This window comes from Mesorhizobium sp. CO1-1-7, from assembly GCF_020164885.1.
GTDB classification, from domain to species: domain Bacteria; phylum Pseudomonadota; class Alphaproteobacteria; order Rhizobiales; family Rhizobiaceae; genus Mesorhizobium; species Mesorhizobium australicum.
Genome location: NZ_JAIUHA010000003.1, coordinates 376412 through 400670 on the forward strand (window position 1 = coordinate 376412; position 24259 = coordinate 400670).

22 protein-coding genes and 2 tRNA genes are annotated in these 24259 nt (G+C 63.6%); 17 read left to right on the forward strand and 7 right to left on the reverse strand.

What is annotated here, in order from left to right:
* Position 1: 1 nt before the first annotated feature.
* The 3 genes from LB516_RS08440 to LB516_RS08450 all read left to right on the forward strand — a co-directional run bounded on the left by LB516_RS08440 (position 2) and on the right by LB516_RS08450 (position 1945).
* Entirely contained in the window at positions 2 to 439 is a 438-nt protein-coding gene (locus LB516_RS08440) for a hypothetical protein (protein WP_140821997.1), read from the forward strand.
* Between the two features lie 81 nt (positions 440 to 520).
* A complete protein-coding gene (locus LB516_RS08445; protein WP_318011811.1) occupies positions 521 to 1573 on the forward strand; it encodes a TonB family protein in 1053 nt (350 codons plus the stop codon).
* 57 nt (positions 1574 to 1630) lie between these two features.
* The gene (locus LB516_RS08450; RefSeq protein WP_015317479.1) at positions 1631 to 1945 is read left to right on the forward strand and encodes an antibiotic biosynthesis monooxygenase family protein; all 315 of its coding nucleotides are present in this window, start codon (positions 1631 to 1633) and stop codon (positions 1943 to 1945) included.
* Positions 1946 to 1953: 8 nt separating this feature from the next.
* On the opposite strand, the gene putA is transcribed toward LB516_RS08450, so the two are convergent.
* Positions 1954 to 5562 carry a bifunctional proline dehydrogenase/L-glutamate gamma-semialdehyde dehydrogenase PutA gene (gene putA / locus LB516_RS08455; protein WP_224719320.1) on the reverse strand — a complete coding sequence of 1203 codons (3609 nt, stop codon included), beginning with the start codon at positions 5560 to 5562 and terminating at the stop codon, positions 1954 to 1956.
* A gap of 162 nt (positions 5563 to 5724) precedes the next feature.
* Here putA and LB516_RS08460 point away from each other — a divergent pair, with 162 nt between their 5' ends.
* A complete protein-coding gene (locus LB516_RS08460; RefSeq protein WP_015317477.1) occupies positions 5725 to 6177 on the forward strand; it encodes an Lrp/AsnC family transcriptional regulator in 453 nt (150 codons plus the stop codon).
* A 1-nt stretch (position 6178) separates the two neighbouring features.
* Here LB516_RS08460 and LB516_RS08465 read toward each other — a convergent pair whose 3' ends face one another.
* The gene (locus tag LB516_RS08465) at positions 6179 to 7378 is read right to left on the reverse strand and encodes a cytochrome-c peroxidase (protein ID WP_140661082.1); all 1200 of its coding nucleotides are present in this window, start codon (positions 7376 to 7378) and stop codon (positions 6179 to 6181) included.
* 7 nt (positions 7379 to 7385) lie between these two features.
* On the reverse strand, positions 7386 to 7835 hold the full coding sequence (locus LB516_RS08470) for a FixH family protein (RefSeq protein WP_041163818.1): 450 nt from the start codon (positions 7833 to 7835) through the stop codon (positions 7386 to 7388).
* A gap of 151 nt (positions 7836 to 7986) precedes the next feature.
* Here LB516_RS08470 and LB516_RS08475 point away from each other — a divergent pair, with 151 nt between their 5' ends.
* The gene (locus tag LB516_RS08475) at positions 7987 to 8910 is read left to right on the forward strand and encodes a sugar kinase (protein ID WP_140714892.1); all 924 of its coding nucleotides are present in this window, start codon (positions 7987 to 7989) and stop codon (positions 8908 to 8910) included.
* 5 nt (positions 8911 to 8915) lie between these two features.
* Here LB516_RS08475 and LB516_RS08480 read toward each other — a convergent pair whose 3' ends face one another.
* The 3 genes from LB516_RS08480 to LB516_RS08490 all read right to left on the reverse strand — a co-directional run bounded on the left by LB516_RS08480 (position 8916) and on the right by LB516_RS08490 (position 12613).
* Positions 8916 to 9938: an aldose epimerase family protein gene (locus LB516_RS08480; RefSeq protein WP_140661080.1), complete on the reverse strand. Its 1023-nt coding sequence runs from the start codon at positions 9936 to 9938 to the stop codon at positions 8916 to 8918.
* A gap of 87 nt (positions 9939 to 10025) precedes the next feature.
* Positions 10026 to 11483 carry an NAD-dependent succinate-semialdehyde dehydrogenase gene (locus LB516_RS08485; RefSeq protein ID WP_140661079.1) on the reverse strand — a complete coding sequence of 486 codons (1458 nt, stop codon included), beginning with the start codon at positions 11481 to 11483 and terminating at the stop codon, positions 10026 to 10028.
* Positions 11484 to 11662: 179 nt separating this feature from the next.
* On the reverse strand, positions 11663 to 12613 hold the full coding sequence (locus tag LB516_RS08490) for an AEC family transporter (RefSeq protein ID WP_140873573.1): 951 nt from the start codon (positions 12611 to 12613) through the stop codon (positions 11663 to 11665).
* A gap of 57 nt (positions 12614 to 12670) precedes the next feature.
* On the opposite strand from LB516_RS08490, the gene LB516_RS08495 reads away from it, so the two are divergent.
* The 10 genes from LB516_RS08495 to LB516_RS08540 all read left to right on the forward strand — a co-directional run bounded on the left by LB516_RS08495 (position 12671) and on the right by LB516_RS08540 (position 20624).
* The gene (locus LB516_RS08495) at positions 12671 to 12913 is read left to right on the forward strand and encodes a hypothetical protein (RefSeq protein WP_140615998.1); all 243 of its coding nucleotides are present in this window, start codon (positions 12671 to 12673) and stop codon (positions 12911 to 12913) included.
* A 100-nt stretch (positions 12914 to 13013) separates the two neighbouring features.
* Positions 13014 to 13562: a histidine phosphatase family protein gene (locus tag LB516_RS08500; protein WP_015317470.1), complete on the forward strand. Its 549-nt coding sequence runs from the start codon at positions 13014 to 13016 to the stop codon at positions 13560 to 13562.
* Between the two features lie 229 nt (positions 13563 to 13791).
* Positions 13792 to 13865, forward strand: a tRNA-Tyr gene (locus LB516_RS08505).
* 2 nt (positions 13866 to 13867) lie between these two features.
* Positions 13868 to 13934 (forward strand) — tRNA-Met (locus LB516_RS08510).
* A 353-nt stretch (positions 13935 to 14287) separates the two neighbouring features.
* Positions 14288 to 15430, forward strand: coding sequence for a slipin family protein (locus LB516_RS08515; protein WP_224719321.1), 1143 nt, complete (start codon positions 14288 to 14290; stop codon positions 15428 to 15430).
* A 175-nt stretch (positions 15431 to 15605) separates the two neighbouring features.
* Positions 15606 to 15887 carry an acyl carrier protein gene (locus tag LB516_RS08520; protein ID WP_010909964.1) on the forward strand — a complete coding sequence of 94 codons (282 nt, stop codon included), beginning with the start codon at positions 15606 to 15608 and terminating at the stop codon, positions 15885 to 15887.
* Between the two features lie 55 nt (positions 15888 to 15942).
* Positions 15943 to 17133 carry a beta-ketoacyl-ACP synthase gene (locus tag LB516_RS08525; protein ID WP_224719322.1) on the forward strand — a complete coding sequence of 397 codons (1191 nt, stop codon included), beginning with the start codon at positions 15943 to 15945 and terminating at the stop codon, positions 17131 to 17133.
* A 44-nt stretch (positions 17134 to 17177) separates the two neighbouring features.
* The gene (locus tag LB516_RS08530) at positions 17178 to 18449 is read left to right on the forward strand and encodes a beta-ketoacyl-ACP synthase (RefSeq protein WP_224719323.1); all 1272 of its coding nucleotides are present in this window, start codon (positions 17178 to 17180) and stop codon (positions 18447 to 18449) included.
* Positions 18450 to 18485: 36 nt separating this feature from the next.
* Positions 18486 to 19514 (forward strand): zinc-binding dehydrogenase, encoded by a 1029-nt coding sequence (locus LB516_RS08535; protein ID WP_224719324.1) that lies wholly within the window; start codon positions 18486 to 18488, stop codon positions 19512 to 19514.
* 126 nt (positions 19515 to 19640) lie between these two features.
* Entirely contained in the window at positions 19641 to 20624 is a 984-nt protein-coding gene (locus LB516_RS08540) for a lipid A biosynthesis lauroyl acyltransferase (protein WP_224719325.1), read from the forward strand.
* 66 nt (positions 20625 to 20690) lie between these two features.
* Here LB516_RS08540 and LB516_RS08545 read toward each other — a convergent pair whose 3' ends face one another.
* The gene (locus tag LB516_RS08545) at positions 20691 to 21119 is read right to left on the reverse strand and encodes a L,D-transpeptidase (protein WP_224719326.1); all 429 of its coding nucleotides are present in this window, start codon (positions 21117 to 21119) and stop codon (positions 20691 to 20693) included.
* A gap of 215 nt (positions 21120 to 21334) precedes the next feature.
* Between LB516_RS08545 and LB516_RS08550 the strand changes: the two genes are divergently transcribed.
* Both LB516_RS08550 and LB516_RS08555 read left to right on the forward strand, forming a co-directional pair.
* Positions 21335 to 22615 carry an acetylornithine deacetylase/succinyl-diaminopimelate desuccinylase family protein gene (locus LB516_RS08550; RefSeq protein ID WP_224719327.1) on the forward strand — a complete coding sequence of 427 codons (1281 nt, stop codon included), beginning with the start codon at positions 21335 to 21337 and terminating at the stop codon, positions 22613 to 22615.
* A 161-nt stretch (positions 22616 to 22776) separates the two neighbouring features.
* On the forward strand, positions 22777 to 24255 hold the full coding sequence (locus LB516_RS08555) for an ABC transporter substrate-binding protein (RefSeq protein ID WP_224719328.1): 1479 nt from the start codon (positions 22777 to 22779) through the stop codon (positions 24253 to 24255).
* Positions 24256 to 24259: the final 4 nt, after the last annotated feature.

The following is a 24259-nucleotide window of genomic DNA, read 5'->3' on the forward strand; positions in this document are numbered from 1 at the left end:
CATGACGCCCTTGACGGCATCCCTTCGTCTGCTGACCTCGACGCTGGCGATGTCGCTGACGACAATTCCGGCGTGGGCTGAGCAGTCCGCGCCGGTCCTGACCCTCGAACTCAATGCCGCGCAACCTTTCGACAAGGGCTGCCGGCTGACCTTCCTGATCAGCAACAATCTCGGCGCCGACCTGACCAAGGCGGCGTTCGAGATCGCTCTGTTCAACAAGGCCGGCATCGTCGACCGGCTGACCGTGCTCGACTTCAAGGACCTGCCGCACGGCAAGACCAAGGTGACACGCTTTGACCTGGCCGGCACCGACTGCACCAAGGTCAGCCGCGTGCTGGTCAACAGCGGAACGGATTGCGCTGGCACGGGCGTCGAACCAACTGCCTGCATGCGCAAGCTGAAGACGGACACCAGGACCGGCATCGCTTTCGGCGTCTGAAGTGGGACCGCATAAGAAAAGACCGTGGCAGGGCCGCTGGCCGGCTTCGATTGCTTACCGGTTGAGGCAGCCGATCTTGATTTGACAAGTCTGCGCGTATCGCTGCAATTTCGCGCCCGCGACATGCAGGAAATCAGTCCACTCCCCGACACTGGCAGCGAGTTGGCAATAGCGCCGGCAGAGCGACTTGCCCAGGCACGACCGCAAGCCAGCAACGGCAAGTGGCAGGCTGCGATCGCCATCTCCTGCCTGCTCCATGCCGGCGTGGCGGCGGCTTTTCTGATCTCGTCCGCCGGCAAGTTCGATTCCAGGGAGGCAGAGCAGTCGGAAGGCGGCGATCACAAAGGTGACAAGGTCGCCGGCAGTGCATTGGACAAGGACCCGGCGGCAATGAATGTCACGCTGGTGCAGCCCCCGCCGACGGCCAAGCCTCATCCGGCAAAGGCGGCCAGGCCGGCGCCGACCGCACCTTCACAGCCCGCGCAGGAACCGGCGACACACGCTCCCGAGCCTGCCCGTGACGCCGCGAAGCAGGCTTCGGAGCCCTCGGCGGAACCGGTCAAACAGCCCGTGGCCACGCCGGACATACTGGTGGCGGCAACCCCGCGCCCGGACGACCAGAGCGTGGCTGCCAGGACAGAAACGCCGGCACGGCCGCACGCCCAGGCCGAAACCACCGAAATGCCTGTCGCCGTTCCGGACCAACCGCCGATCCCCGTTGCAAGGCCAACTCCGGCGGCTGCCCCTGCCACTGCTGGAGCAGCGGATGAACGGAGCGGCACGGCCGATGGCCAGGACCGGCTGGCGGAAGCGGCCAGCAAGGGCAAAAGGCAAAAAGACCCCGGCAGCGCCGCGGAAGACAGCTACCGCGGCAACGTCTTTCGAAAGCTCGGCAGCGTCAATCGTACTCTCCCGCCTTCGCTGCAACTGGCCGCGCGTAACAATGCTGTTGTGGCGTTCGCCATAGGCAGGAAGGGCGACATAGACCAGTTGCGCATTCTGGAAAGCTCAGGATCGCCGACTTTCGACGAGGCCGCGCTTGGCATCGTGCGCAAGGCCGCTCCCTTCCCTCCAATTCCGTCACAGGCATCGAACTCGAGCTTGGAGTTCGAGGTCGGGATCGGCCCGTTTTGACTAGGCCCGGAACAAGCGGTGCGGCTCAACCATCAACATCCGCATGAAAGGGACCCCATGTACATCGCCATGAACCGCTTCAAGGTCCAGACCGGCTCGGAGGGCAACTTCGAAGCCATGTGGAAGAACCGCGACTCCAGCCTGGCCGAGATGAAGGGTTTTCGCGAATTTCACCTGCTGCGCGGCCCGGTCAACGAGACCGAGGGCTACACGCTGTTCGCGTCGCACACGGCGTGGGCAAGTCACGATGATTTCGTCGCCTGGACCAAGTCGGAGAACTTCCGCGCCGCCCACCGGAATGTCGGCACGACGAAAGTCCACTATCTCGGCCACCCGCAATTCGAGGGTTTTTCCGTCGTCGAGGGCGCGTAGATGCCGACCTATGCGGCGGCCAAGAGGCTGGCGTTGCCACCCGCGGCGGTCGTGTCGACGCAGACCGCCCGCTCATGCGCATAAGCCGCCGGATAAAGCACCTCGCTGACCAGCGGGACGATCGGCCCGCTGCGCTCGGCGATGACCTTGCGCACGATGCGCGCCGCCTCGGGCGTGCCTGAAAAAGCAACCACATCGACCCGCAGCGAGCGCGCCTCGACAGGATCGGGGCGGCCGTCGATGGCCGCCAGCGGCAGGCCTTTGCCGGTCAATGCCGAGAGCGCCGCCGGTGCACCCGGTGCAACAGCCAGCACCGCATTGCCGGCGGCGAGCGCCTGGATGGTCTGCGCCAGCAGCGTGTCGCCGTCCGGCCCCAAGCACAGCACCCGGCCGCGCGGCGACAGCGACAGCGTGTTGGCCTCGCCGGTCGGCCCGGGCAGATCGACCTGGCCGAAATCAATGCTGGCGGCGGCTCCGATCGCGGCCGCGCCCTTGCCGCGAAGATGCTTCCTGAGGATGGCGACCCGGTCCGGCCGCGTCGACCAGCCGCCGAGAGCGGGATCGGGCAGATTGTCGGCCAGTTCGGTCGCCGTCACCTTATGGCCTTCGCCGACTTCCGTGCCCGCTTCAGGCCCTTTGCGGAAACGCCTGAGATAGTGCGGCCCGCCGGCCTTTGGCCCGGTGCCGGACAGGCCCTCGCCCCCAAATGGCTGCGAACCGACGACAGCGCCGATCTGGTTGCGGTTGACATAGATGTTGCCGGCATGGATGCCGTCGACGAAATGCTGCACCCGGCCTTCGATGCGGGTGTGCAGGCCGAAGGTCAGGCCGTAGCCCTTGCGGTTGATGGCGGCGATGACGCTGTCGATCTGGTCGGCGTCGAAGGTCGCGACGTGCAGCACCGGACCGAACACTTCGCGCTCCATCTCCTCGATGCCCTTGACCCGGAAGACATGCGGCGCGACGAAGCGGCCATCCTTGGGCGCCTCAAGTTTAGCGATCAGCCGGCCCTGCAGGCCCATCGTCGTGCAATAATCGCGGATCGAACTTTGCGCGTCATCGTCGATCACCGGACCGACATCGGTCGAAATCCGCCAGGGATCGCCGACATTGAGCGCCTCCATGGCGCCTTTCAGCATCTCCAGCATCTTCTTCTCGACGTCTTTCTGGACATAGAGCACGCGCAACGCCGAGCAGCGCTGGCCGGCACTCTGGAAGGCCGACGCGAGGATGTCACGCACCGCCTGCTCAGGAAGTGCCGTGGAATCGACGATCATGGCATTGAGGCCGCCGGTCTCGGCGATCAGCATGGCGTCCGGCGCCGCGGTCTCGGCCAATTGCTTTTCGATCAGCTTGGCGACCTCGGTCGAGCCGGTGAAGCAGACGCCGGCAATACGCGGGTCCGCTGTCAGCGGACCACCGACCGACGGGCCGTCCCCGGGCAGGAGTTGGATGACGTCTTCCGGCACGCCGGCCTCGCGCAGCATCTCGACGGCGCGGAAGGCGATCAGCGGGGTCTGCTCGGCTGGCTTGGCGATCACTGAATTGCCAGTGACAAGTGCTGCCGCGATCTGGCCGGTGAAGATGGCGAGCGGGAAATTCCACGGCGAGATGCAGACGATGGCGCCGCGCGCTTGCGTGCCCGTTTCGGCGTTCGCCGCCTCGGTGGCGTAATAGCGCAGGAAGTCGACCGCCTCGCGCACTTCGGCGACGCCGTCGGCCAGCGATTTGCCGGCCTCGCGCGTGGCGAGCGCGAAGAACTCGACGGCATTGGCCTCGTAAAGATCGGCGGCACGGTTGAGGATAGCGGCACGCTCGGCGACCGGGCGTTTTGCCCACGCCGGCTGCGCCTCGACAGCGATGCGCACGGCGGTTGCGACCTGCTTGGCGGCGGCCTCGTGAACCGTGCCGACCACCTCGGAAGGCTTTGCCGGATTGAGGATCGGGCGCTGCTTGCCGTAGCCGGCGGCGCGCGTGATCGGCTTGGCGTGCCAGCGATCGGGACCCGCAAATGCCGCTCTGGCCTGCTCGATATCAGCCAGCGTCACCGTGTCGGTGATGTCGAACCCCTTCGAGTTGCGGCGCCCGATCCCAAAGATCTGGGAAGGCCGGGCAATCGCCGGATTGGCGGCGGGACCCTGGCTTTCAACCGTTTCCAGCGGATCGCGTGCGATATCCTCCGGCTCGACCTCCTCGTCGGTCAATTGGTGCACGAAGGAGGAGTTGGCGCCGTTTTCCAGGAGCCTGCGGACCAGATAGGCCAGCAGGTCCGAATGCGCGCCGACCGGCGCATAGATACGGCAACGCGTGCCTTCGGCCTTGCGCACCGTTTCGTGCAAAGCCTCGCCCATGCCATGCAGGCGCTGGAATTCGAAGGTGTCGCGACTGTCAGCCATCGACAGGATGGCGGCGACGGTGTGCGCGTTATGGGTGGCGAACTGCGGATAGATGCGGTCGGTCATGCCAAGCAGCTTTTTCGCGCAAGCCATGTAGGAGACGTCGGTGTTGGCCTTGCGCGTGAACACGGGATAACCGGCAAGCCCGAGTGTCTGCGCCCGCTTGATCTCCGTGTCCCAATAGGCACCCTTGACCAGCCGGACCATGATGTTGCGATTATGCTTGTTGGCCAGGGCATAGAGCCAATCGATGGTGAAAGCCGCGCGCGGACCATACGCCTGCACAACGACGCCAAAGCCGTTCCAGCCGGCGAGTTCCGGCTCGGCCAGCACCCGCTCGATCACGTCGAGCGACAGGTCGAGACGATCCGCCTCCTCGGCGTCGATGTTGAGCCCCATCCGCGAATGCCGTGCGGCCAGGGCCAGCGACAACAGCCGCTCGGCCATCACAGGCAGCATCTCTTCCTTTTGCGCTTTTTCGTAGCGTGGATGCAGTGCCGAAAGCTTGACGGAGATGCCATGGTTCTGGCGGATATCTGGCCCGTTCGAGCCAGCATCGAGCGAGGAAATGGCGTCGGCATAGGCCTTGTGATAGCGCAGCGCGTCCGCCTCGGTGCGGGCCGCCTCGCCCAGCATGTCGAAGGAGTAGAGATAACCCTTCTGTGTCATCGGCCGGCCGCGCTTGACGGCTTCCGCGATCGTGCGGCCAAGCACGAACTGCTCGCCCATCTCGCGCATGGCGGCGGCCACTGCCTTGCGGATGACCGGTTCGCCCAGCCGGCGTACCATCGAGCGCAGCGTGCCTTCGATACCGCCCTCACCTTCCTCGAGCACGCGGCCGGTCAGCATCAGCGCCCAGGTCGAGGCGTTGACGAAGATCGAACTCGAACCGCCCGAATGCGCCGACCAGTCGTGCGGCGCGATCTTGTCGGCGATGAGGTCGTCCATCGTCTCTGTGTCGGGCACGCGCAGCAGCGCCTCGGCCAGGCACATCAGCGCCACGCCTTCCTTGGTGGAGAGGCCGTAGGCCGAGAGGAAGACTTCCATCAGCCGGGGATCGGACGAACCGCGCACCGCCCGCACCAGGTCGGCCGCACGCGCCGAGATCGCCTTACGGTCTCCGGCCGAAAGCCCGGCCGCCTCGGCTAATCGCTTAACCGCTGCGTCTTCGTCGGGCAAATAATTGGCGCGGATCTGCTGGCGGATGGCGTCGAGCGGCATGGCGGTCCTATGAGCAAGCACAAGGGTACGGGCCGGCGGTCACCGGACCGAATGGCGCAAGCTAGCACAAGTACCCGATTTCAGGCGGTCTGAAAAAATCGACAGGGCAGCTCGATTGACCTATCATGTCGCCGAAAATTGCTCATTCAGGCTGCAGTTTCGATGACAGAAGATCAATTGGACCGCATCGACAGGAACATCCTGTCGGCACTGGCCGGCAATGGCCGGCTTTCGATGTCGGAACTGGCGGTCAAGGTCGGCCTGTCGAAGACACCGGTGCAGGCGCGGGTGAAGCGGCTGGAGAAGGACGGCTATATCAGGGGATACCAGGCGATCATCGACCGCGAACGCATGGGCGAAGGCCATGTCGCCTTCGTGCAGGTGAAATTATCGGACACCCGATCCGCCGCGCTCGATGCCTTCAACCGCTCCGTACAAGCCGTGCCGGAGATCGAGCAGTGCCACATGATGGCGTCGAGCTTCGACTATCTCCTGAAGGTCCGCACGAAGGACATCGCCGCCTATCGCCGCGTGCTCGGTGAGCGCATCTCCGCCCTGCCCCACGTCGCCCAGACCTCGACCTTCGTGGCGATGGAGACGGTCAAGGACAGGTAACCTATTCCGATAGCGTCTTCAGGAATGCCACCAGTGCGGCCCGCTCGCGGTCCGAGAGCTCCAGCGGGTGAATTTCAGAACTGCCCTCGACGCTTGGCGCAGCCTTGGCATAGTGAGCGACGACCTCGTCGAGCGATGAAAACTGCCCGGCGTGCATGTAAGGCGGCCGCGTCGCCGCACCGCGCAGCGACGGCGTCTTGTAGGCGCGCACAAGTTCCGGCGCATCCTTGACCATGAAGCGCAGCTCGCCGCAGGCACTGGCCTCGCCATCGCGATAGGCTCCGAAGCAGTTGAATGGGTCGGCCTCGACCTGGGCCACCGCATCGACGCGCCCACGATCCGCCGGCAGGCCGGCAGCAGGCGGTACACCCGTGTTGTGAAAACCGTTGTCGCTGAAGCGCGGGCCGTTGTGGCAGCTCACGCAATTGGCCTTGCCGACGAACAGTTTCAACCCAAGGATTTCCTCCGTGGAAAAGACGGCATCGCCTTTCGGCTCGGCGCCTGTCGCAAGGTCCAGCGCAAAGCGGTCGAAGCGTGTCGGTGCCGGCTCGATCGAGCGTTCGAAAGCGGCGATCGCCTTGCCGATATTGGCATAGACGCCGTTGATTGCGTCGCGCTGCGCATCGCTCATCGCGTTCCAGGCGGTTTTTTCGGCATCGCTTCCAAGCGGGCTGGCATTTGGCGGAATGCTGGACAAATCAGGCAATGGCCCGAAGATGCGCTCATAGCGTTCGCCGAAACGCGCCTTCATGTAATGCGCGTAGGCAGCACGGTTTCCCGCCTGTTCCAACGGGTTTTCGAGCGGTGTCAGCGCCTGCGCCCACAGGCTGTCGCGCCGTCCATCCCAGAAGAACCAGGGGTCGCGCGCCACGCCGGCCAGCGGCATGGTGCGCCGGTTGGTGTGGCCGACTCCGACCGCCTGCGGCAGGTCGTCCTGGAACTGCCGGTCGATCTTGTGGCAGGTCGAGCAGGACACCGTACCGTCGCGGCTCATCCCGACGTCGAAGAACAGCGTCGAGCCGAGCGCCGCCGCGGCCGGCTCATCGGCGAAGCGGTTGGTGGTATCAGGCTTCAGCGCCGGCAGCGTATTCAGCGCGAGCGATGCAATCGTCTTCTTCTCGGCATCGGAAAAATCCGGCTTGCCGCAACCGGCAAGGATGGCTGCCACCGTCAGTGCCAAAAAGCAGAAAAAGCGCCTCATCGACCGCTCACAGCACCACGTTGAACAGCACAGTGTCGGAGCCCGCGCCGGACGATATGGCGAAACGCAGTTGCCACCAGCCGCTCATGGTGAATTTCACCCCTTCGATGCGGTAGCGTCCCTCGCCTAGATAGTCGGTCGCCTGCGGGCTGGTCGGCAGACCGTGATTGTGTTGCGGCATGCCACCGGAGATGGCAATCGCGGCTCGCTCCACCGAGGCCCCCGTCTTTGTCTTCAGCGTCAGAAGCCAGGATTCCAGTTCGCCCTGCCGCACGACGCCCCGTTCCGGCACGAAACTCGCTACGTACAACCCGTTGTCGGTTTTTTTCGTCCGCGAGACATCCGGGCCGGCGGGCTGTGCCGAATGCGGCGCGGTCAGATAAACGGCCGCGAGAACGCCGACCAGCAAAGCAGCCAGACCAAGACCTGCCAGGAGATAACGCCATAACGATGCCAAACCGGTTCCTCTTTCGCAGATAACGTCCTGCCGGGCGGATCGCATCCCGCCAGCCTGTGGGAAAACGCTGTGGCGGAAAAAAGCCTGCTTGCCAAGCATGGCGCTGCGTTCGGCAAAAAGCTACAGCACCGAAAGCACTGGAGGATTGCAGATGGTGGGAAACGGCGTCGCCTCGATCGGCGAATGCATGCTGGAACTGTCGGGCCAGACCGGGCCGAACTGGCGCATGGGCTTTGCCGGCGACACGTTCAACACGCTGTGGGCGCTGCATGCCCTAAGCGCTGACCGGCCGGCAACCTATGTCTCGGCCTTCGGCGACGACCCTTTCTCGCAGGGCCAGATCGACTTCTTAGCCGAAAACGGCATCGGCATCGGCTCCAGTCCGGTCATACCGGGCGCGCGCCCCGGCCTCTATGCCATCGCGCTGACCGGCGCCGAGCGCTCCTTCACCTACTGGCGCGGCGACGCCGCCGCCAGGCAGCTCGCCTCGGATCCGGCGGCACTGGCGAAAAACCTGGAAAATCAGGCGCTTGTGTACTTCTCCGGAATCACTTTGGCAATTCTCGATGAGGCCGCGCGCCAGACGCTGCTGGCCGCAGTGGCAAAGGCGCGCGCGGCGGGCTCGCTGATTGCCTTCGATCCCAACTATCGGCCGCGGCTCTGGCGTAACCGCGAGGACGCGCAAGCAGCGATTGCCCGGGCGCTTGCGGTTACCGACATCGCGCTGCCGACGTTCCCGGACGAGCAGATGCTGTTCGGCGATGACACACCGCAGGCGACCGCCGAGCGCCTGGGGCAATTGGTCAAGGAGGTCGTGGTCAAGAACGGCGAGGCACCGGCGTTGATTGGCAAGGGTGGAGCGCTGCGGGAGGTCGCCGCAATCCACGTGCCTGCGCCCGTGGACACGACCGGTGCCGGCGATTCCTTCAACGGCGGCTATCTCGCCGCACGGCTTGGCGGGATTGCCCCGGCGGACGCTGTCCAGCGTGCGCACCGCGTCGCCGCCGCCGTCGTGCAGGTCCGCGGCGCATTGGCGCCGTTCGAGACGCTACGGGCGGCGTTCGGCCAGTCCTGAAAAAGTCAGCCCTGCCGGAACCGATATTCCGTCACGTGGTGGTAGATCGCGCCAGGCCATAGCGTCGCCTGCGGGAAATACGGCCGGTTCGGCGCGTCGGGCCATATCTGCGGCTCCAGACAGAAGCCGCTGAAGGCCTTGTAACCCCGCCCTTCCAGGCCGGTGCGTGGCGTCACATATTGCCCGGTATAAAGCTGGACGCCGGGCTCGGTGGTCCAGACTTCCATCTCGATGCCGGAACTCGCCCCTTGCACCCAAGCTGCCTGCTTGAGCGGACCGCGCGCCGCGGCCAGGCAGAAATTCTGGTCGTAGGGTAACTGTTCGCCCTCGGTCTCCATGCGCAGCGGCCGCGCCTGGCGAAAATCGAAGGGCGTGCCGTCGACCGGCTTGACCACGCCGGTCGGGATCATGTCGCCGTCGACAGGCAGATAGGCGCCGGCGTTCAGCATCATCCTATGGTCGAGAATGTCGCCGGCACCGCCATCGTCGAGGTTAAAATAGGAATGCTGGGTGAGATTGCACGGCGTCGGCTCCTCGCAGGTCGCCGTCAGTTCGACGCTGAGCGTGCCGGGAATTTTCAGCCGGTAGGTGCAGGTAACGTCGAGCGCTCCGGGAAAGCCCATCGCGCCATCGGGATCATGCAGCGTCAGCGTGACGAAGTCCCTGCCGTGCAGCGAAACCGTCCATGGCCGGTGGGAATAGCCTTGCGAGCCGCCATGCAGCGTATGCTTGTCCAGGAAATTGCGCTCGGTCTGATAGCGGTTGCCGCCAATTGTGAAACGAGCGTCGCCGATGCGGTTGGCGTAGCGCCCAACAACCGCCCCGAAGAAGCCAGTATCGGTCTCATACGCTTCCAGAGTGCTGTAGCCGAGAACCAGCGGCGCATCATGCCCGGCCAGGCGCAGGTCCTGGACGATAGCGCCGAGCCCGATGATGTTGGCGGTGAGGCCGCCGCCCCTGATCGTGAAGCGGCGGACCGGTTCGCCTGCCTGCGTCGTGCCGAAAACCTCGCCGTCCTTCATCATCATGCCCGCAAACGTCAGTGGATCCAAAGGACTTCGGCTGGTTCTTCAGCCTCGAGGCAGGTTTACGAACCTGCCTCGAGGACTAGCCTATCAGAGGCCGAGGCCGCCGATGCACACATATTTGGTATCGAGGTAATCCTCGATGCCCTGATGTCCGCCTTCCTTGCCAAGTCCGGATTCCTTGACGCCGCCGAACGGTGCTTCAGGTGTGGTGATCAGCCCTTCATTGACCCCAACCATGCCGTATTTCAGGCCTTCCATGACCCGGAAGGCCCGGCCGAGATCGCCGGTGTAGAAGTAGCAGGCAAGGCCGAACTCCGTGTCGTTGGCGAGCGCCACGGCCTCTTCCTCGGTCTCGAACTTGAACACGGGTGCGACCGGCCCGAAAATCTCTTCCTTCATGAAGCGCATTTTCGGCGTCGCGTTGGCGATGACCGTCGGCTGGAAGAACGAACCGCCGAGCGCGTGGCGCTTGCCCCCGGCGACGACCTTGCCGCCCTTGGCCGTGGCGTCGGCGATCAGCTCCTCGACCTTCTCGACCGCCTTCTCGTCGATTAGCGGCCCCTGCTGGACGCCCTCTTCCAGGCCGGAACCAACCTTCAGCCCGTTGCTGGCCGCGGCGAGTTTCTCGACGAACTTGTCATAGACGCCAGCCTGGACCAGGAAGCGGTTGGTGCAGACGCAGGTCTGGCCGGAATTGCGATATTTGGCGGTGATCGCGCCGGCCACCGCACGCTCGATATCGGCGTCGTCGAAAACGATGAACGGCGCGTTGCCGCCGAGTTCCATCGATACCTTCTTGACGGTCACCGACGATTTCTGGATCAGGATCTTGCCGACTTCGGTCGAGCCGGTGAAGGTGATCTTCTTGACCAGCGGATTGGCGCAAATCTCGTCGCCGATCTCGCCGGCGGCGCCGGTCAGGATGTTGACGACGCCCTTGGGAAAGCCGACTTCCTCGGCAAGCGCCCCCCAGGCAAGGCCGGAATACGGCGTCTGCGAGGCCGGCTTGACGACAGCGGTGCAGCCCGCGGCAAGTGCGGGACCGAGCTTGCGGGCCAGCATCGAGGAGGGGAAATTCCACGGCGTGATGGCGGCGATGACACCGACTGGTTCTTTCGTCACCAGGATGCGGCGGTCCGCCCATGGCGAGGGCACGACATCGCCATAAGTGCGGCGGCCTTCTTCGGCGAACCACAGGATGTAGGCGGCAGCCGAACCGATCTCGCCCTTGGATTCGAACAGCGACTTGCCCTGCTCTATGGTGAGCAGTTCGGCCAGCACGTCCTGATTGTCCATCATAGCGTCATGCAGCTTGCGCAGCAGCTTCGAGCGCTCGAGCGCGGTCGTCTTGCGCCAGGTTTTGAAAGCCTCATCGGCGGCCTCGATGGCGCGGCGAGTTTCTGCCTTGCCCGACTTCGGTACGGTGCCGATCTTGAGGCCTGTAGCCGGATTGTTCACGTCGACCGTCTGGCCGCTGTCGGCTTGCACCCATTCGCCGTTGATGAGATTGGCCTGCCGCATGAAATGGCTGGTTTTCTGAAGCATGGTCTAGCCTCCGTTCGGCGCTCACGGGCCGCTATCTGGATGTCTTCGGTAAAGCGCAGGCAGGCCCCGCGCTGGAGCCATTGCTCTTAACCTAGGGAAAGCCCCGCAAGCAATCGCAAGATGGCATATAGGGGTTGGACCAGCACAAGACGAGCGCGTTGGCGTACGGCGTCGCCACCTTACCCGAAAACATGCAGGACAACCGTCAGCCAGAAAGCGGTGGTGATCGCCGCGCAGGCCGTGGCGATGGTCATCTGGTTCGATGCCAGCGCCTGGCCGGTGTTGAACTGCACCGCGATGAGATAGGAATTGATGCCGGAGGGCAGCGCCGCCACCACGACCGCCACCTTGGCGGTCAGGGGCGGCAGGCCGAGCAGCCAGACGAAGGCAAGAACCAGTGCCGGCATCAGGAACAGTTTGAGCGCCGAAAGCGCCAGCGCCGGCCGGACATTGCCTGATATCCCGAAGCGGCGCAGGCTGAGCCCCATGGCAAACAGCGCCACCGGCCCGGCCGTATCGGCCAATGCATCCACCAGGCGCATGGCGAGACCAGGCAGCGGCACGCCGCTGAGCCGCCATGCCAGGCCCAGGACAATGCCGATGATCAGCGGATTCATGAACAGCCGCCTGAGGAAACTTCTGATAACGCGCAAGGGATGCACGTGTTCGCCGCTGCCGCGCCCGAACATCTCGAACAGCACGATCGAAGCCATCATCATGATCGGCAGATGCACCGAGACCAGCAGCGACAGCACTTCGAAGCCGCTCGGGCCGAATATGCCGAGGATGAAGGGGGCGCCGAGCAGCACGATGTTGGAGAAGGCCGACGAGACGCCTCCGACAACGCCGGCGCGGGCATCCCGCCCGAATATCCGCGTGATGACGAGATGGCCGGCGGCCCAGGTGATCGCCGCCGCCGTGAAATAAGCACCCCACAGCGGCCAGGGCGCCACGCCATGGAAATCCGCCGTCACCATGGTCTGGAACAGGAGCAGCGGCATTGCCACCGAGACCGCGAAGTCGGATATCCCCTCGCCGCTCGCCGGTCTCAAATAGCCCGTGAGCCCGGCGAGATAGCCGAGCGCGACAAGACTGAAGACGAACAGGACGGTTTCGGTAAGCGGAGACATTTTTCAGGGATAGGCGAGCCACGGTCGCTGCGCAATCGCACCCGGTCATGCTGCTCGATGCCTGCCGCACCAATCCGTTTCCTGCCGATGCCATGGGTGCGGCGTGCGCCAACCCACTCGGCCGAGCCGATCGGAGCTGGCGGGCTGGAACCGGTGCGCGGCGGCAAGCCCGAATACCTCAAGGCGATTGCCTTCTTCGATAATGCCAAACAGGGCTTTACCGAAGCCGGCTACACGATCCCCATCCCGCTCACCGATCAGAAGATCGATCTGGTGAAGCAGCAGCTCGCCAAAAAGTGAGGCTTGAGACGCGGCTGACGCCCGGCTTGTCTTTGTGCCTGCTTTCCAATCCTTATATGCGAATGGTTGGAGCCCGACACGGGAGCATGGAAGGGTGGCGATGATCCGGTTAGCCTTGGCGTTGTTCCTGCTTGTCGTCCCCGCCGCCGCGCACGCGACGGACGCCGGCTGGGCGCTGCTGCGCGATGGCGGCCATGTCGTGCTGCTGCGCCACGCTATGGTCACCGGCACCACCGACCCGGCCAATTTCGACATCGGCAATTGCGCCACCCAGGTCAATCTGTCGGCGCGCGGCAAGCAGCAGGCAAGCAAGATCGGCGCCCTGTTTGCCGCCCGCGCGGCTCCCATCGAGCGCATTTTGTCCAGCCGCTATTGCCGCTGCCTCGACACCGCGCGCACCGCCTTCGAGGCCGAGCCGGAGCTGTTCGCACCGCTCGATCTCCTGAAGGGTGACGATGCGCAGAAAGCAGCGCAGATCGCCGCCATCATGAAGGAAATCCGCGCCTATTCCGGCTCCGACAATCTGGTCCTGGTCACCCATCTCGAAAACATCGTGGCGCTGACCGGCGTGTCGCCGCGCGAAGGCGAAGCAGTGGTGGTCGAGCCGCAAGGCGACGGCTTGCGCGTACTCGGCCGCGTCACCTTCTGAGACAACTGCTCCCGAACGCGGGCGCGGCAATGAGTGTTGCCGAAATGCCACCGCCGAAAGAAGCCGCGAATTCGGTACGACAATGTCGCTTGCGACAACCCGTCGCAGGGGCTAAAGGCGCGCTCCCGGTCACGAAAACCGAAGCGAGCACAACGGTTGGAGCTTTCGTCTCCGCCCGTGCAGACGGCTTTGCCGCCCTGTATACGGCGCCGCTTTGGGGATTGGGATCGCGGATGTAGCTCAACTGGGAGAGCGCCGGACATAATCCGGAGGTTGTGGGTTCGAGTCCCGTCGTCTGCACCACGGGTAGCTCAGTTGGTAGAGCATCAGACTCATAATCTGATTGTCGAAGGTTCGATTCCTTCTCCATTGGCTCGATAGCCAGCACCCTGCCAGGTGTTATCTGAAACGGTCCGGGGACTGGAATGCTGAAGACGTGACGGACGGCCGAGGCCTTCGGGCCAGGACGTATCGAAAGGTCCGATGCCATCGGCTCGCGGCCAGGCTCGCGGTGATGGTCAAGGCGCAGTGTCGCCGGCAAGGGAGGCTCGCCTCCGGCGCCCGCTTCGCTGCCCCGCGATCTGCTCCCGCAGGCCCGCCGCGCATCGATGCCACCAGTCCCCGGATCATTCGTGTCCGGAATTGGAAGTGAAACGAGAAACGAAGGGAAGATCGACGCATGACGTGACGCCTCGCATGGGGCCATGCCCGACAGGAGTAAGACAATGACTATTCTCGATACAGTTCTTGGGCGCGAGCGCGTCCTCGTTAAGGAAAACGAACGTGCCCTCACTCTCTACAAGGGAGAGATCAAGGCTGTCCTGCTGCCGGGTGAGCACTGGCTCGCCAACCGGAACCAGAGCCTTGAGGTGTCCCGGCACGATCTGAAGAGCCCGGAATTCGTTTCGGCGTACGAGAAGGCGTTGTTCGACAAGCTCCCGGACGTGGCCGCGCGTCATTTCACCGTCGTGCGCACCGGGCGCACGGAAGTTGCCGTCATCGAGCGTGACGGCAACCTGCATTCCGTGCAGGCCCCCGACCGTAAGCTGGTACTATGGACCGATGCCGGACCGTGGAAGGTGACGGTGATCGACACCTCGGCCGATCTTGCCATCGATCCGGCTGTCATGCGCCGGCTCGGCCAGGCTCGGAAGGCGGAATTGATGTCCGTTCACCCGGTTGTCGACGGCCAGGCCGGGCTGCTGTTCATCGACGGTGTCCTTGTGCGGACGCTTGCCGCTGGCGTGCACGGCTTCTGGAACGTCGGACGGATGGTGCAGATCAAGGTCGTCGACCTCAAGCGCCAGTCGCTAGATGTCGCCGGGCAGGAAGTGCTGACCAGGGATCGCGTCACGATCCGCGTCAACATCGCGGCCGAATACCGGGTCATCGATCCGGTCAAGGCGGTGAGCGCGGTGAAGGACTTCTCCGAGGCCCTCTACCGCGCCCTGCAGTACGCGTTCCGCAAGACGCTGGGCGCGCTCACGCTCGACCAGATCCTCGAAAAGAAGGTGACGGTCGACGAGGAAGCGGCGGCCAAGGTCCGTGCCGACATGGCCGAGATCGGGGTCGAGGTCAGCGATATCACGCTCAAGGATGTCATCCTGCCGGGTGAGATGCGCGAGATCCTCAACCAGGTGGTTTCGGCCGAAAAGCAGGCCGAGGCCAACGTCATCCGCCGCCGCGAGGAGACGAACGCCACGCGTTCCCTGCTCAACACGGCCAAGGTGATGGCGGAGAACCCGGTGATGCTGCGGCTGAAGGAGCTCGAAGCTCTGGAAACCATCGCCGGCAAGGTCGAGCGGCTGACCGTCCACAACGGAACGGGCGGGCTGCTGAACGACCTTGTCAAGCTCCGCGACAGCTGAGCTTACGTGGCGTCAACGGAAGGGCCGCCGGGTCGACCGGCGGCCCTTCTTGCGTTTCTTGGGCATCCTACCCATCTGCGCCCGGCTTAACAGGCCTTTTCCTGCCGGGAAAAACCGATTAGACAGCGCCCAAACGAATGCGGACAGATTCCGCCCGCAAAGAAGGAAAAGCCCCTTGTCTACAACGTTCGACAAAGTCGCCAAGATCATTGCCGACACCAGCGAGATCGATATCGACACCATCACGCCCGAGAGCCACACCATTGACGATCTCGGCATCGACAGCCTCGACTTCCTGGACATCGTGTTCGCCATCGACAAGGAATTCGGCATCAAGGTGCCGCTGGAAAAGTGGACCCAGGAAGTCAATGACGGCAAGGCTTCGACCGACGATTACTTCGTCATGAAGAACCTGTGCGCCAAGATCGATGCGCTGGTTGCCGCCAAGACCGCCTGAGGTCATCAGGGCGCGTGACTTGACGCGCTCCGTCACCTGACCCACAAAGCCGCTCATGAGCAGCCCCCACGACGTCGTCATCACAGGTATCGGCCTTATTTCCTCGCTGGGGGAAGGTCCTGACGCCCATTGGCAAAAGCTGGCGCAACCGGGCCGGGAGCCGGTGCTCGAGGCCGGGCGCTTCGCGCCCTACACGGTTCATCCACTGCCCGAGATCGACTGGAACCTGCAGATCGCCAAGCGCGGCGATCAGCGGCAGATGGAGACATGGCAGAGGCTCGGCACCTATGCGGCGGGCCTCGCGCTCGACGACGCCGGCATCAAGGGCAATGACGAACTCTGCACCACCATGGACATGGTTGTGGCGGCCGGCGGCGGCGAGCGCGACGAAGCGGTCGACGCCGACATTCTAGCCGCTTCGGAAAACCGCAACGACCGCGACGTGCTGCTCAACGAGAAGCTGACCACCGAATTGCGACCGACGCTTTTCCTGGCGCAGCTTTCCAATCTGCTCGCCGGCAACATCTCCATCGTTCACAAGGTGACCGGCTCGTCCAGGACCTTCATGGGCGAGGAAGGCGCTGGCGTCTCCGCCGTCGAGACGGCAGCCGCGCGCATTCGCTCCGGCCAGTCGACGCACATCCTGGTCGGCGGCGCCTTCCAGACGGAACATTCCGACATGCTGCTCGGCTACGAGCTGGCCGGTTATCTGCATCGCGGCCCGTGGAAGCCCGTCTGGCAAAGGCAGGGCGCCGAGGGCGGCGGCGTGGTCTCAGGTTCCGGCGGTGCCTTCCTGGTGCTTGAGCAGCGCGAACACGCGGCAAGCCGCGGACGCAAGATCTACGCTGAACTCGGCCCCGTCGTCTCCGGCCGCGCCAGGCGCGCGCGCGGAGAACTCGACGCCGAGATCGCTCTCCTGCTCAAACAGGCGCTGCCGCTGAACGGCAAGCTGCTCGCCATGTCGGGAGCATCGGGCGCGCATGCGGCAACATCGGCCGAAAAGGCGGCGCTCGACGCCAATCCGGCGATATCGGCGCGCGGTTTTACAACGTTGACCGGGCACATGAAGGAAGCGCAGTTTCCCTTCGCCGTAGCGCTGGCGGCACTCGCGGTCGACCGCAAGGCCGCCTACCCTGTCTTTGACGCCACGGCCGAAAAGCCGTTTGAAGGCATTCCCGCGAGCGTCCTTGCAACGGCGATCGGCTATCACCAATTCGAGGGCATGGCGCTGGTCAACGCCGCTTGAGGCGGCGTCTGGCGAACGCACTGCAGAGATAAGAGGGCTCCCGGATGGCCAATTTCAGAGATCACATGGGCAGGCCCGTGGTTGCCGTCACTGGTATCGGTGTGGTGACCTCGCTCGGCGTCGGCAAATCAGACAATTGGGCCGCGCTGACCTCGGGCAAGTCGGGCATCCACCCGATCACCCGCTTTCCGGTCGATCACCTCAACACACGGATCTCCGGCATGGTCGATTTTCTGCCGTCGAGCTCCAAGGGAGCAAGCCTTCTCACCTATGAACTGGCGGAAACCGCGGCTCAGGAGGCTGTTGGCGAAGCCGGCCTGAATTCCGGCGATTTCGGAGGCCCTCTCTTCCTCGCCTCGCCGCCGGTCGAACTCGACTGGCACGATCGCTTTTCGCTCTACAATTCCGACAAGCAGGATTCCGGCGCCGAAAGGCTGCTGCGCGTGGCGCGCGGCCTGAAGGAACTCGATCTCTTCGAAACCACCCAGTTCGGCTCGATCGCCGACCGGCTAGCCAACCGGTTCGGCACGCGTGGCCTGCCGATCACGCTCTCGACGGCTTGCGCCTCCGGCGCCACCGCCATCCAGCTCGGCGTCGAGGCGATCCGCCGTGGCGAATGCGACCGGGCGCTGTCGATCGGCGCCGACGGCTCGGCGACCGCCGAGGCGCTGATCCGCTTCTCGCTGCTGTCGGCGCTCTCCACCCACAACGACAATCCGGAAAAGGCTTCCAAGCCGTTTTCCAAGGACCGTGACGGCTTCGTGTTGGCCGAGGGATCCGGCGCCCTGGTGCTGGAATCGCTGGAGGCGGCGCTTGCCCGTGGGGCCGCCATTCTCGGCATCCTCAGCGGCTGTGGCGAAAAGGCCGACGATTTCCATCGCACGCGCTCCAAGCCGGATGGATCGCCGGCGATTGCCGCTGTCCGGGCCGCACTTGCCGATGCGGGTCTCGGCGAAGACGAGATCGACTATGTCAACGCACACGGCACCTCGACGCCGGAAAACGACAAGATGGAGCACCTGTCGCTGTCGACGGTGTTTGGCGAGCGCATCGGCTCTATGCCGATCTCGTCCAACAAGTCGATGATCGGCCACACGCTGTCGGCGGCGGGCGCGGTCGAAGCGGCGTTTTCGCTGATGACGATGCGCGAAAGCGTCATACCTCCGACCATCAACTATGACAATCCTGACCCGGCGATCGTGCTCGACGTCGTGCCGAACAAGAAGCGCGATGCGCAGGTTCGCTCCGTTCTGTCGAACTCCTTCGGCTTTGGCGGCCAGAACACTTGCCTTGTCATGGCGCGGGAACCGGTCTAAGCGAGCCCTTTCCGCTTAACAGAACCGACAGGCTCCATGCGCGCACTGCAACTTATCGAGGACCGCCGCCTTGAAACGGTGGACCTGCCACCCCCGCCGCCTCCCGCGCTTGGCGAAGTGACGCTGCGCATCAAGGCGGTGGCGCTGAACCACATCGACGTCTGGGGCTGGCGCGGCATGGCCTTCGCCAAGCGCAAGCTGCCGCTGGTCGTGGGTGCCGAGGCCTCCGGCGAGGTAGAGGCGGTCGGTCCCGGCGTTTCCAGCCTGCTGCCCGGACAATTGGTATCGATCTACGGCGCGCGCACCTGCGGCCTCTGTCGTGCCTGCCGCGAAGGCCGCGACAATCTGTGCGAGCATGTTTCGGGCGTTCACGGCTTCCATCTCGACGGATTCGCGCAGGAGAAAATCAACCTGCCGGCGCGCCTGCTGGTCCCCGCCCCGCCCGGTGTGACCGACATCGGGGCCGCCGTGGCGCCCGTTACCTTCGGCACCGTCGAGCACATGCTGTTCGACAATGCCAGGCTGCAGCCCGGTGAGACGATCCTCGTCCATGCCGGCGGATCCGGCATCGGCTCGGCGGCCATCCAGCTGGCCAAGCGGATGGGCTGCACGATCATCACCACGGTCGGCTCGAACGACAAGATCGACAAGGCCAAGGCGCTCGGCGCCGACCATGTCATCAACTACCGCGACGATCGTTTCGAGGGCGTCGTGCGCAAGCTGACGAAGAAGAAAGGCGTCGACGTGGTGTTCGAGCATGTGGGCACCGACACCTTTGCCGGTTCGATGCTGTGCCTGAAGCGCGGCGGTCGCCTTGTGACCTGCGGTTCGACCTCCGGCGTGTCGACTCAGATCAACCTGATGCAGCTCTTCCAGCAGCAGTTGAAACTGCTCGGATCCTTCGGTTGCCGGATGGAGAACATGGCCAACGTCATGCAGAAGATGGCCGCTGGACAGGTCGCTCCGGTGATCGACACCGAGGTCGGCTTCGACGATATCGATGCCGCGCTGAAGCGCATGGAAGGCCGCGACGTTTTCGGCAAGATCATCCTGCGCGTCGCCTAGAGTCGGATGATTTCAGGTCGAATTGACCTGAAATCTGAATCCGCCTCTAAATCAAGGAATAGAGCATGATGTCATCCGAAAACCCTTTCACACTTTTCGGCATCATGCTCTAGAGCCCCGATTTCCGTGCTCAAGAAGCTTCGCCGCGATCTGAAATTTCGCTATGGCAGACAATTGCGCCAGGTGAATTACTGGTTTGTTGCGCGTCTCGCGATGGTCATCATGTCGCTGCTGCGCCTGCTGCCGGTCGACAGCGCGCTGAATTTTGCCGACCGCACCGCACGCCTCATCGGTCCAAGGGTCGGGCGCCACCAGGTCGCCCTCGACAATCTGCGCAAGGCCTATCCGGAAAAGAGCGAGGACGAAATCCGGGCCATCGCCTCCGACATGTGGGGCAACATGGCCCGCCTTGCCGCCGAATACATCTTCCTCGACGCCCTGTTCGACTATGACCCAGCCGCCGGCAAGCCCGGCCGTATCGAGGTCAAGGGAACAGAGCATTTCGTGGAGATCGCGGCCGAGAAGCAGCCGCACATCGTCTTCACCGGCCATCTCGGCAATTTCGAGCTGCTGCCGGTGGCGGCCGCGACCTTCGGCATGAACATCACGGCGCTGTTTCGGCCGCCCAACAACCCCTACCTCGCCGACTACATCCTTTCGACAAGGCGATCGACCATGGGAGGCTTGCTGCCTTCGATGGCTGGTGCCTCGTTCGCGCTGGCGGGGGTGTTGGAGAATGGCGGCAATATCGGCGTTCTCGTCGACCAGAAATTCTCCAACGGCCTGGACACGACCTTCTTCGGCCGTCCCTGCCAGAGCAACCGCGTGCTCGGCACCCTTGCCCGCCACTATGACTGCGACGTCTATCCGGCGCGTTGTATTAGGTTGCCGGGCAACCGCTTCCGGCTCGAGATCGAGGACAAGCTGGTCCTGCCGCGCACCGCCGACGGCAGCGTCGATGTCCACGCCACCACCCAGATGCTGAATGACGTCGTCGAGCGCTGGGTCCGAGAGGATCCAGGCCAATGGATGTGGTTCCACAAAAGGTGGGAGATCAGCAAGTGGCGGCGAAAAAACCGCACCAAGCCGGCTCCCGTCTCAAACAACTGAGCAAGCCGCTGGCGGGAAGCGTTCCTCCGCCAGCAGACAAAGCCAGTACCAACAATCTTCAAGTGTCTAATTGGTGACGACAATGCGCGTATTGCCGAAGCCCACTTCGCGGACCATCGAATAGAAGGCCGCGGCATTGGCCGTATGCAGCCTTACGCAACCATGCGAAGCCGGACGGCCGAGCTGCCTGACGGCGCCCGTTCCATGGATGGCATAGCCGCCACGAAAGAACACCGAGTACGGCATCGGCGACATGTCGTATTTGCGCGAATACCACATCCGCGCCGTGCGCTGCGGCCGGTAGGTGCCGCGCGGCGTGAAATAGCCCGGACGGGCGGTCGAGACGGCCCATCGATAGACAGAATCCCCATAACGAACCGTCATCGTCTGCGACGACACGTCGATGTTCGCCACCAATGTGGCCGCCAGACTTGCGGCCGATGCGCCAAACAGCGCAACGACCAATACTGCTGCCTTGAGAAATGACATTTTCATGCGATCAAACCCCTTTGATTGCCCTTGCCTGCTCGCCATCACGTTGTTTTTCACCTTTTTAATGGCGGTGAACAGATAACACACAGTCTTTGACCAATTCGCCAATCCAAAGCAGTGAATTTGAACGATTTCCCGCGATAGTTGCCACAACGACACGTTGCACGGGTTTGATCACGGGCTTGCAAAACCACTGGGATCGCTGCTCAACTCGCGGCATGAACGGGGGACTCCTCAAGGCAATCGACATCAGGCGCGACGAGTTGGTGGCGCTGACCGCCGACCTGATCCGCTTTCCGACCATAAATCCACCCGGCGAAGCCTACGGGCCATGCGCCGACTATATCGGTGCGCGGCTAAGGAAGAGCGGCTTCGAGACCGAGTTCATCCGCGCCGACGGCACGCCCGGCGACACCGATCGCTATCCGCGCATCAATGTCGTTGCGCGGTTTGATGGACGGTCACCTGGTGCCTGCGTCCATTTCAATTCGCATATCGACGTTGTCGAAGCCGGCGACGGCTGGACCGTCGATCCGTTCGCCGGCATCGTCAGGGATGGCAAGGTCTATGGACGCGGCGCCTGCGACATGAAGGGCGGCCTCGCCGCCTCCATCATCGCTGTCGAAGCCTTTTTGGAAGTCTTCCCGGACTTTCCGGGCGCCATCGAGATCTCGGGAACGGTCGATGAGGAATCCGGCGGCTTCGGCGGCGTCGCCCACCTGGCCGGCCTCGGCTATTTCTCGAAACCCAGGGTCGATCACGTCATCATTCCCGAGCCTCTCAACAAGGACCGCATCTGCCTCGGCCATCGCGGCGTCTGGTGGGCGGAGATCGAGACCAAGGGTGAGATCGCGCACGGCTCGATGCCGTTTCTCGGCGACAATGCGGTGCGCCATATGGGCGCGGTGCTGCAGGCATTCGAGAACGAACTGTTCCCGGCACTCGACCGCAAGATCACGCGCATGCCGGTGGTGCCGGAAGGCGCCAGGCGCTCGACCATGAACATCAATTCCGTTCATGGCGGCCAGACCGAGGATTTCCGCCCCGGCCTGCCCTCCCCCAACGTGCCCGATTCCTGCCGTCTGACCATCGACCGCCGCTTCCTTCTCGAGGAGGATCTGGCCACGGTCAAAGCCGAAGTGACCGGCATTCTCGACCGGCTGAAGCGCGAGCGCAAAAAATTCGACTACGAGATCCGCGATCTGATGGAAGTACTGCCGCTGATGACCGAGCGCGACGCGCCCGTCGTCAAGGCGGTGGCGCAAGGCATTCATGCGATCTTCGACCGCGAGCCCGACTACGTCATTTCGCCCGGCACCTACGACCAGAAGCACATCGCCCGCATCGGACATATCCACGACTGCATCGCCTATGGCCCGGGCATTCTCGACCTCGCCCATCGGCCGGACGAGTGGGTCGGCATATCGGACATGGTGGAATCGGCCAAGGTGATGGCGATCGGGCTCAACGTGCTGCTGCGCGGCACGGCCACGGGATAACCCTGCATCGCGATAAGCTTCGGCCCGCCGACGGGGCTGGCACGGCAAAAACATTCCCCGCCATCCCGCCTAGCAGCACGAAACGCAATTTACTCCCACGCGAAATCACGCTTCTATCGCCCGGCTTGAGCACGTGTCCTGAACGCATGGGGAGTTGCACGATGAGATTGTGGAAAACCATTCTGGCCGCCGCGGTTCTCGCATTGGCCGCAGGAACCTCCGCCTTTGCGGCCCGAACCGACCTGGTCATCGGCATTCCGCTCGAACCGCCGCATCTCGACCCAACCGCTGGTGCCGCGGCGGCGATCAAGGAAGTGCTCTACGCCAATGTCTTCGAGGGCCTGACCCGGATCGGACCCAATGGCGAGGTGCTGCCGGATCTGGCGGAAAGCTGGACCATTTCCGATGACGGCAAGGTCTACACCTTCAAGCTGCACACCCGCGTCAAATTCCACGACGGCGCCGATTTCAGCGCCGATGACGTGAAATTCTCGCTCGACCGTGCCCGCGCCGACAATTCGGTCAACGCGCAGAGGGGCCTGTTCGCGGCCATCGACAAGGTCGATGTCATCGATCCGGCGACGGTGAAAGTCACGCTGAAAAACCCGCAAGGATCCTTCCTTAACAATATGGGCTGGGGCGACGCGGTGATGGTGTCGCCGAAATCCGCCGACACCAACAAGGAAAACCCGGTTGGCACCGGCCCGTTCAAGTTCCAGAACTGGGCCAAGGGATCATCGATCACGCTGGTCAAATCTGACCATTACTGGGGCGCTCCGGTGTTCCTCGACAAGGTCGAGTTCCGTATCGTGCCGGATGCCGCGGCCTATGTGCCGGCCCTTTTGTCCGGCGACATCCAAGCCTTCCCCTTCTTCGATCCCGACAGCCTCGCACAGGTCAAGGACGATCCGCGTTTCAAGGTGGTGATCGGTTCGACCGAAGGCGAGACCATCCTCTCGATCAACAACAAGAAGCCACCTTTCGACAAGCTGCAGGTCAGGCAGGCGATCTCCTACGCGCTCGACCGCAAGGCGATCATCGACGGCGCCTCGGCCGGCCTTGGCCTGCCGATCGGCTCGCATATGTCGCCGGCGAACAAGGATTATGTCGACCTCACCGGCCTCTATCCGCACAATGTCGACAAGGCCAAGGAACTGCTGAAGGAGGCCGGACTGGAGAACGGCTTCAAGGCAACGCTGAAACTGCCGCCGCCCAGCTATGCACGGCTCGGTGGCGAGATCATCGCCTCGCAACTTCGCGATGTCGGCATCAACCTGGAGATCATCCCGGTCGAATGGGCGCAGTGGCTGGACCAGGTGTTCACCAAGAAGGATTACGACCTGACCATCGTCTCCCATACCGAGCCCAACGACATCGATATCTATGCGCGCAAGGACTATTACTTCAACTACGACAATCCGACCTTCGACAAGGTGATCGCCGACCTCAACCTCACCTCAGACGAGGCCAAGCGCAAGGAACTGCTTGGCGAGGCGCAGAAGATCCTGGCCGACGACGCCGTGGTCGGCTTCCTCTACGAATTGCCCAAGGTCGGTGTCTGGAACGCCAAGCTGCAAGGCCTGTGGGAAAATGCGCCGATCCAGGCCAATGACCTGACCAAGGTGAAGTGGAGCGAGTGAGGTT

Excerpts from the sequence above, each read along its gene's own strand:
- LB516_RS08480 (WP_140661080.1), bottom strand. The coding sequence starts at position 9,938 with ATGATGATGAAGGACGGCGAGGTTTTCGGCACGACGCAGGCAGGCGAA.
- LB516_RS08450 (WP_015317479.1), top strand. The coding sequence starts at position 1,631 with ATGTACATCGCCATGAACCGCTTCAAGGTCCAGACCGGCTCGGAGGGC.
- LB516_RS08475 (WP_140714892.1), top strand. The coding sequence starts at position 7,987 with ATGGTGGGAAACGGCGTCGCCTCGATCGGCGAATGCATGCTGGAACTG.
- LB516_RS08545 (WP_224719326.1), bottom strand. The coding sequence starts at position 21,119 with ATGAAAATGTCATTTCTCAAGGCAGCAGTATTGGTCGTTGCGCTGTTT.
- LB516_RS08535 (WP_224719324.1), top strand. The coding sequence starts at position 18,486 with ATGCGCGCACTGCAACTTATCGAGGACCGCCGCCTTGAAACGGTGGAC.
- LB516_RS08440 (WP_140821997.1), top strand. The coding sequence starts at position 2 with ATGACGCCCTTGACGGCATCCCTTCGTCTGCTGACCTCGACGCTGGCG.
- LB516_RS08490 (WP_140873573.1), bottom strand. The coding sequence starts at position 12,613 with ATGTCTCCGCTTACCGAAACCGTCCTGTTCGTCTTCAGTCTTGTCGCG.
- LB516_RS08500 (WP_015317470.1), top strand. The coding sequence starts at position 13,014 with ATGATCCGGTTAGCCTTGGCGTTGTTCCTGCTTGTCGTCCCCGCCGCC.
- LB516_RS08465 (WP_140661082.1), bottom strand. The coding sequence starts at position 7,378 with ATGAGGCGCTTTTTCTGCTTTTTGGCACTGACGGTGGCAGCCATCCTT.
- LB516_RS08485 (WP_140661079.1), bottom strand. The coding sequence starts at position 11,483 with ATGCTTCAGAAAACCAGCCATTTCATGCGGCAGGCCAATCTCATCAAC.
- LB516_RS08530 (WP_224719323.1), top strand. The coding sequence starts at position 17,178 with ATGGCCAATTTCAGAGATCACATGGGCAGGCCCGTGGTTGCCGTCACT.
- LB516_RS08555 (WP_224719328.1), top strand. The coding sequence starts at position 22,777 with ATGAGATTGTGGAAAACCATTCTGGCCGCCGCGGTTCTCGCATTGGCC.
- LB516_RS08550 (WP_224719327.1), top strand. The coding sequence starts at position 21,335 with ATGAACGGGGGACTCCTCAAGGCAATCGACATCAGGCGCGACGAGTTG.
- LB516_RS08525 (WP_224719322.1), top strand. The coding sequence starts at position 15,943 with ATGAGCAGCCCCCACGACGTCGTCATCACAGGTATCGGCCTTATTTCC.
- LB516_RS08460 (WP_015317477.1), top strand. The coding sequence starts at position 5,725 with ATGACAGAAGATCAATTGGACCGCATCGACAGGAACATCCTGTCGGCA.
- putA (WP_224719320.1), bottom strand. The coding sequence starts at position 5,562 with ATGCCGCTCGACGCCATCCGCCAGCAGATCCGCGCCAATTATTTGCCC.
- LB516_RS08515 (WP_224719321.1), top strand. The coding sequence starts at position 14,288 with ATGACTATTCTCGATACAGTTCTTGGGCGCGAGCGCGTCCTCGTTAAG.
- LB516_RS08495 (WP_140615998.1), top strand. The coding sequence starts at position 12,671 with ATGCCTGCCGCACCAATCCGTTTCCTGCCGATGCCATGGGTGCGGCGT.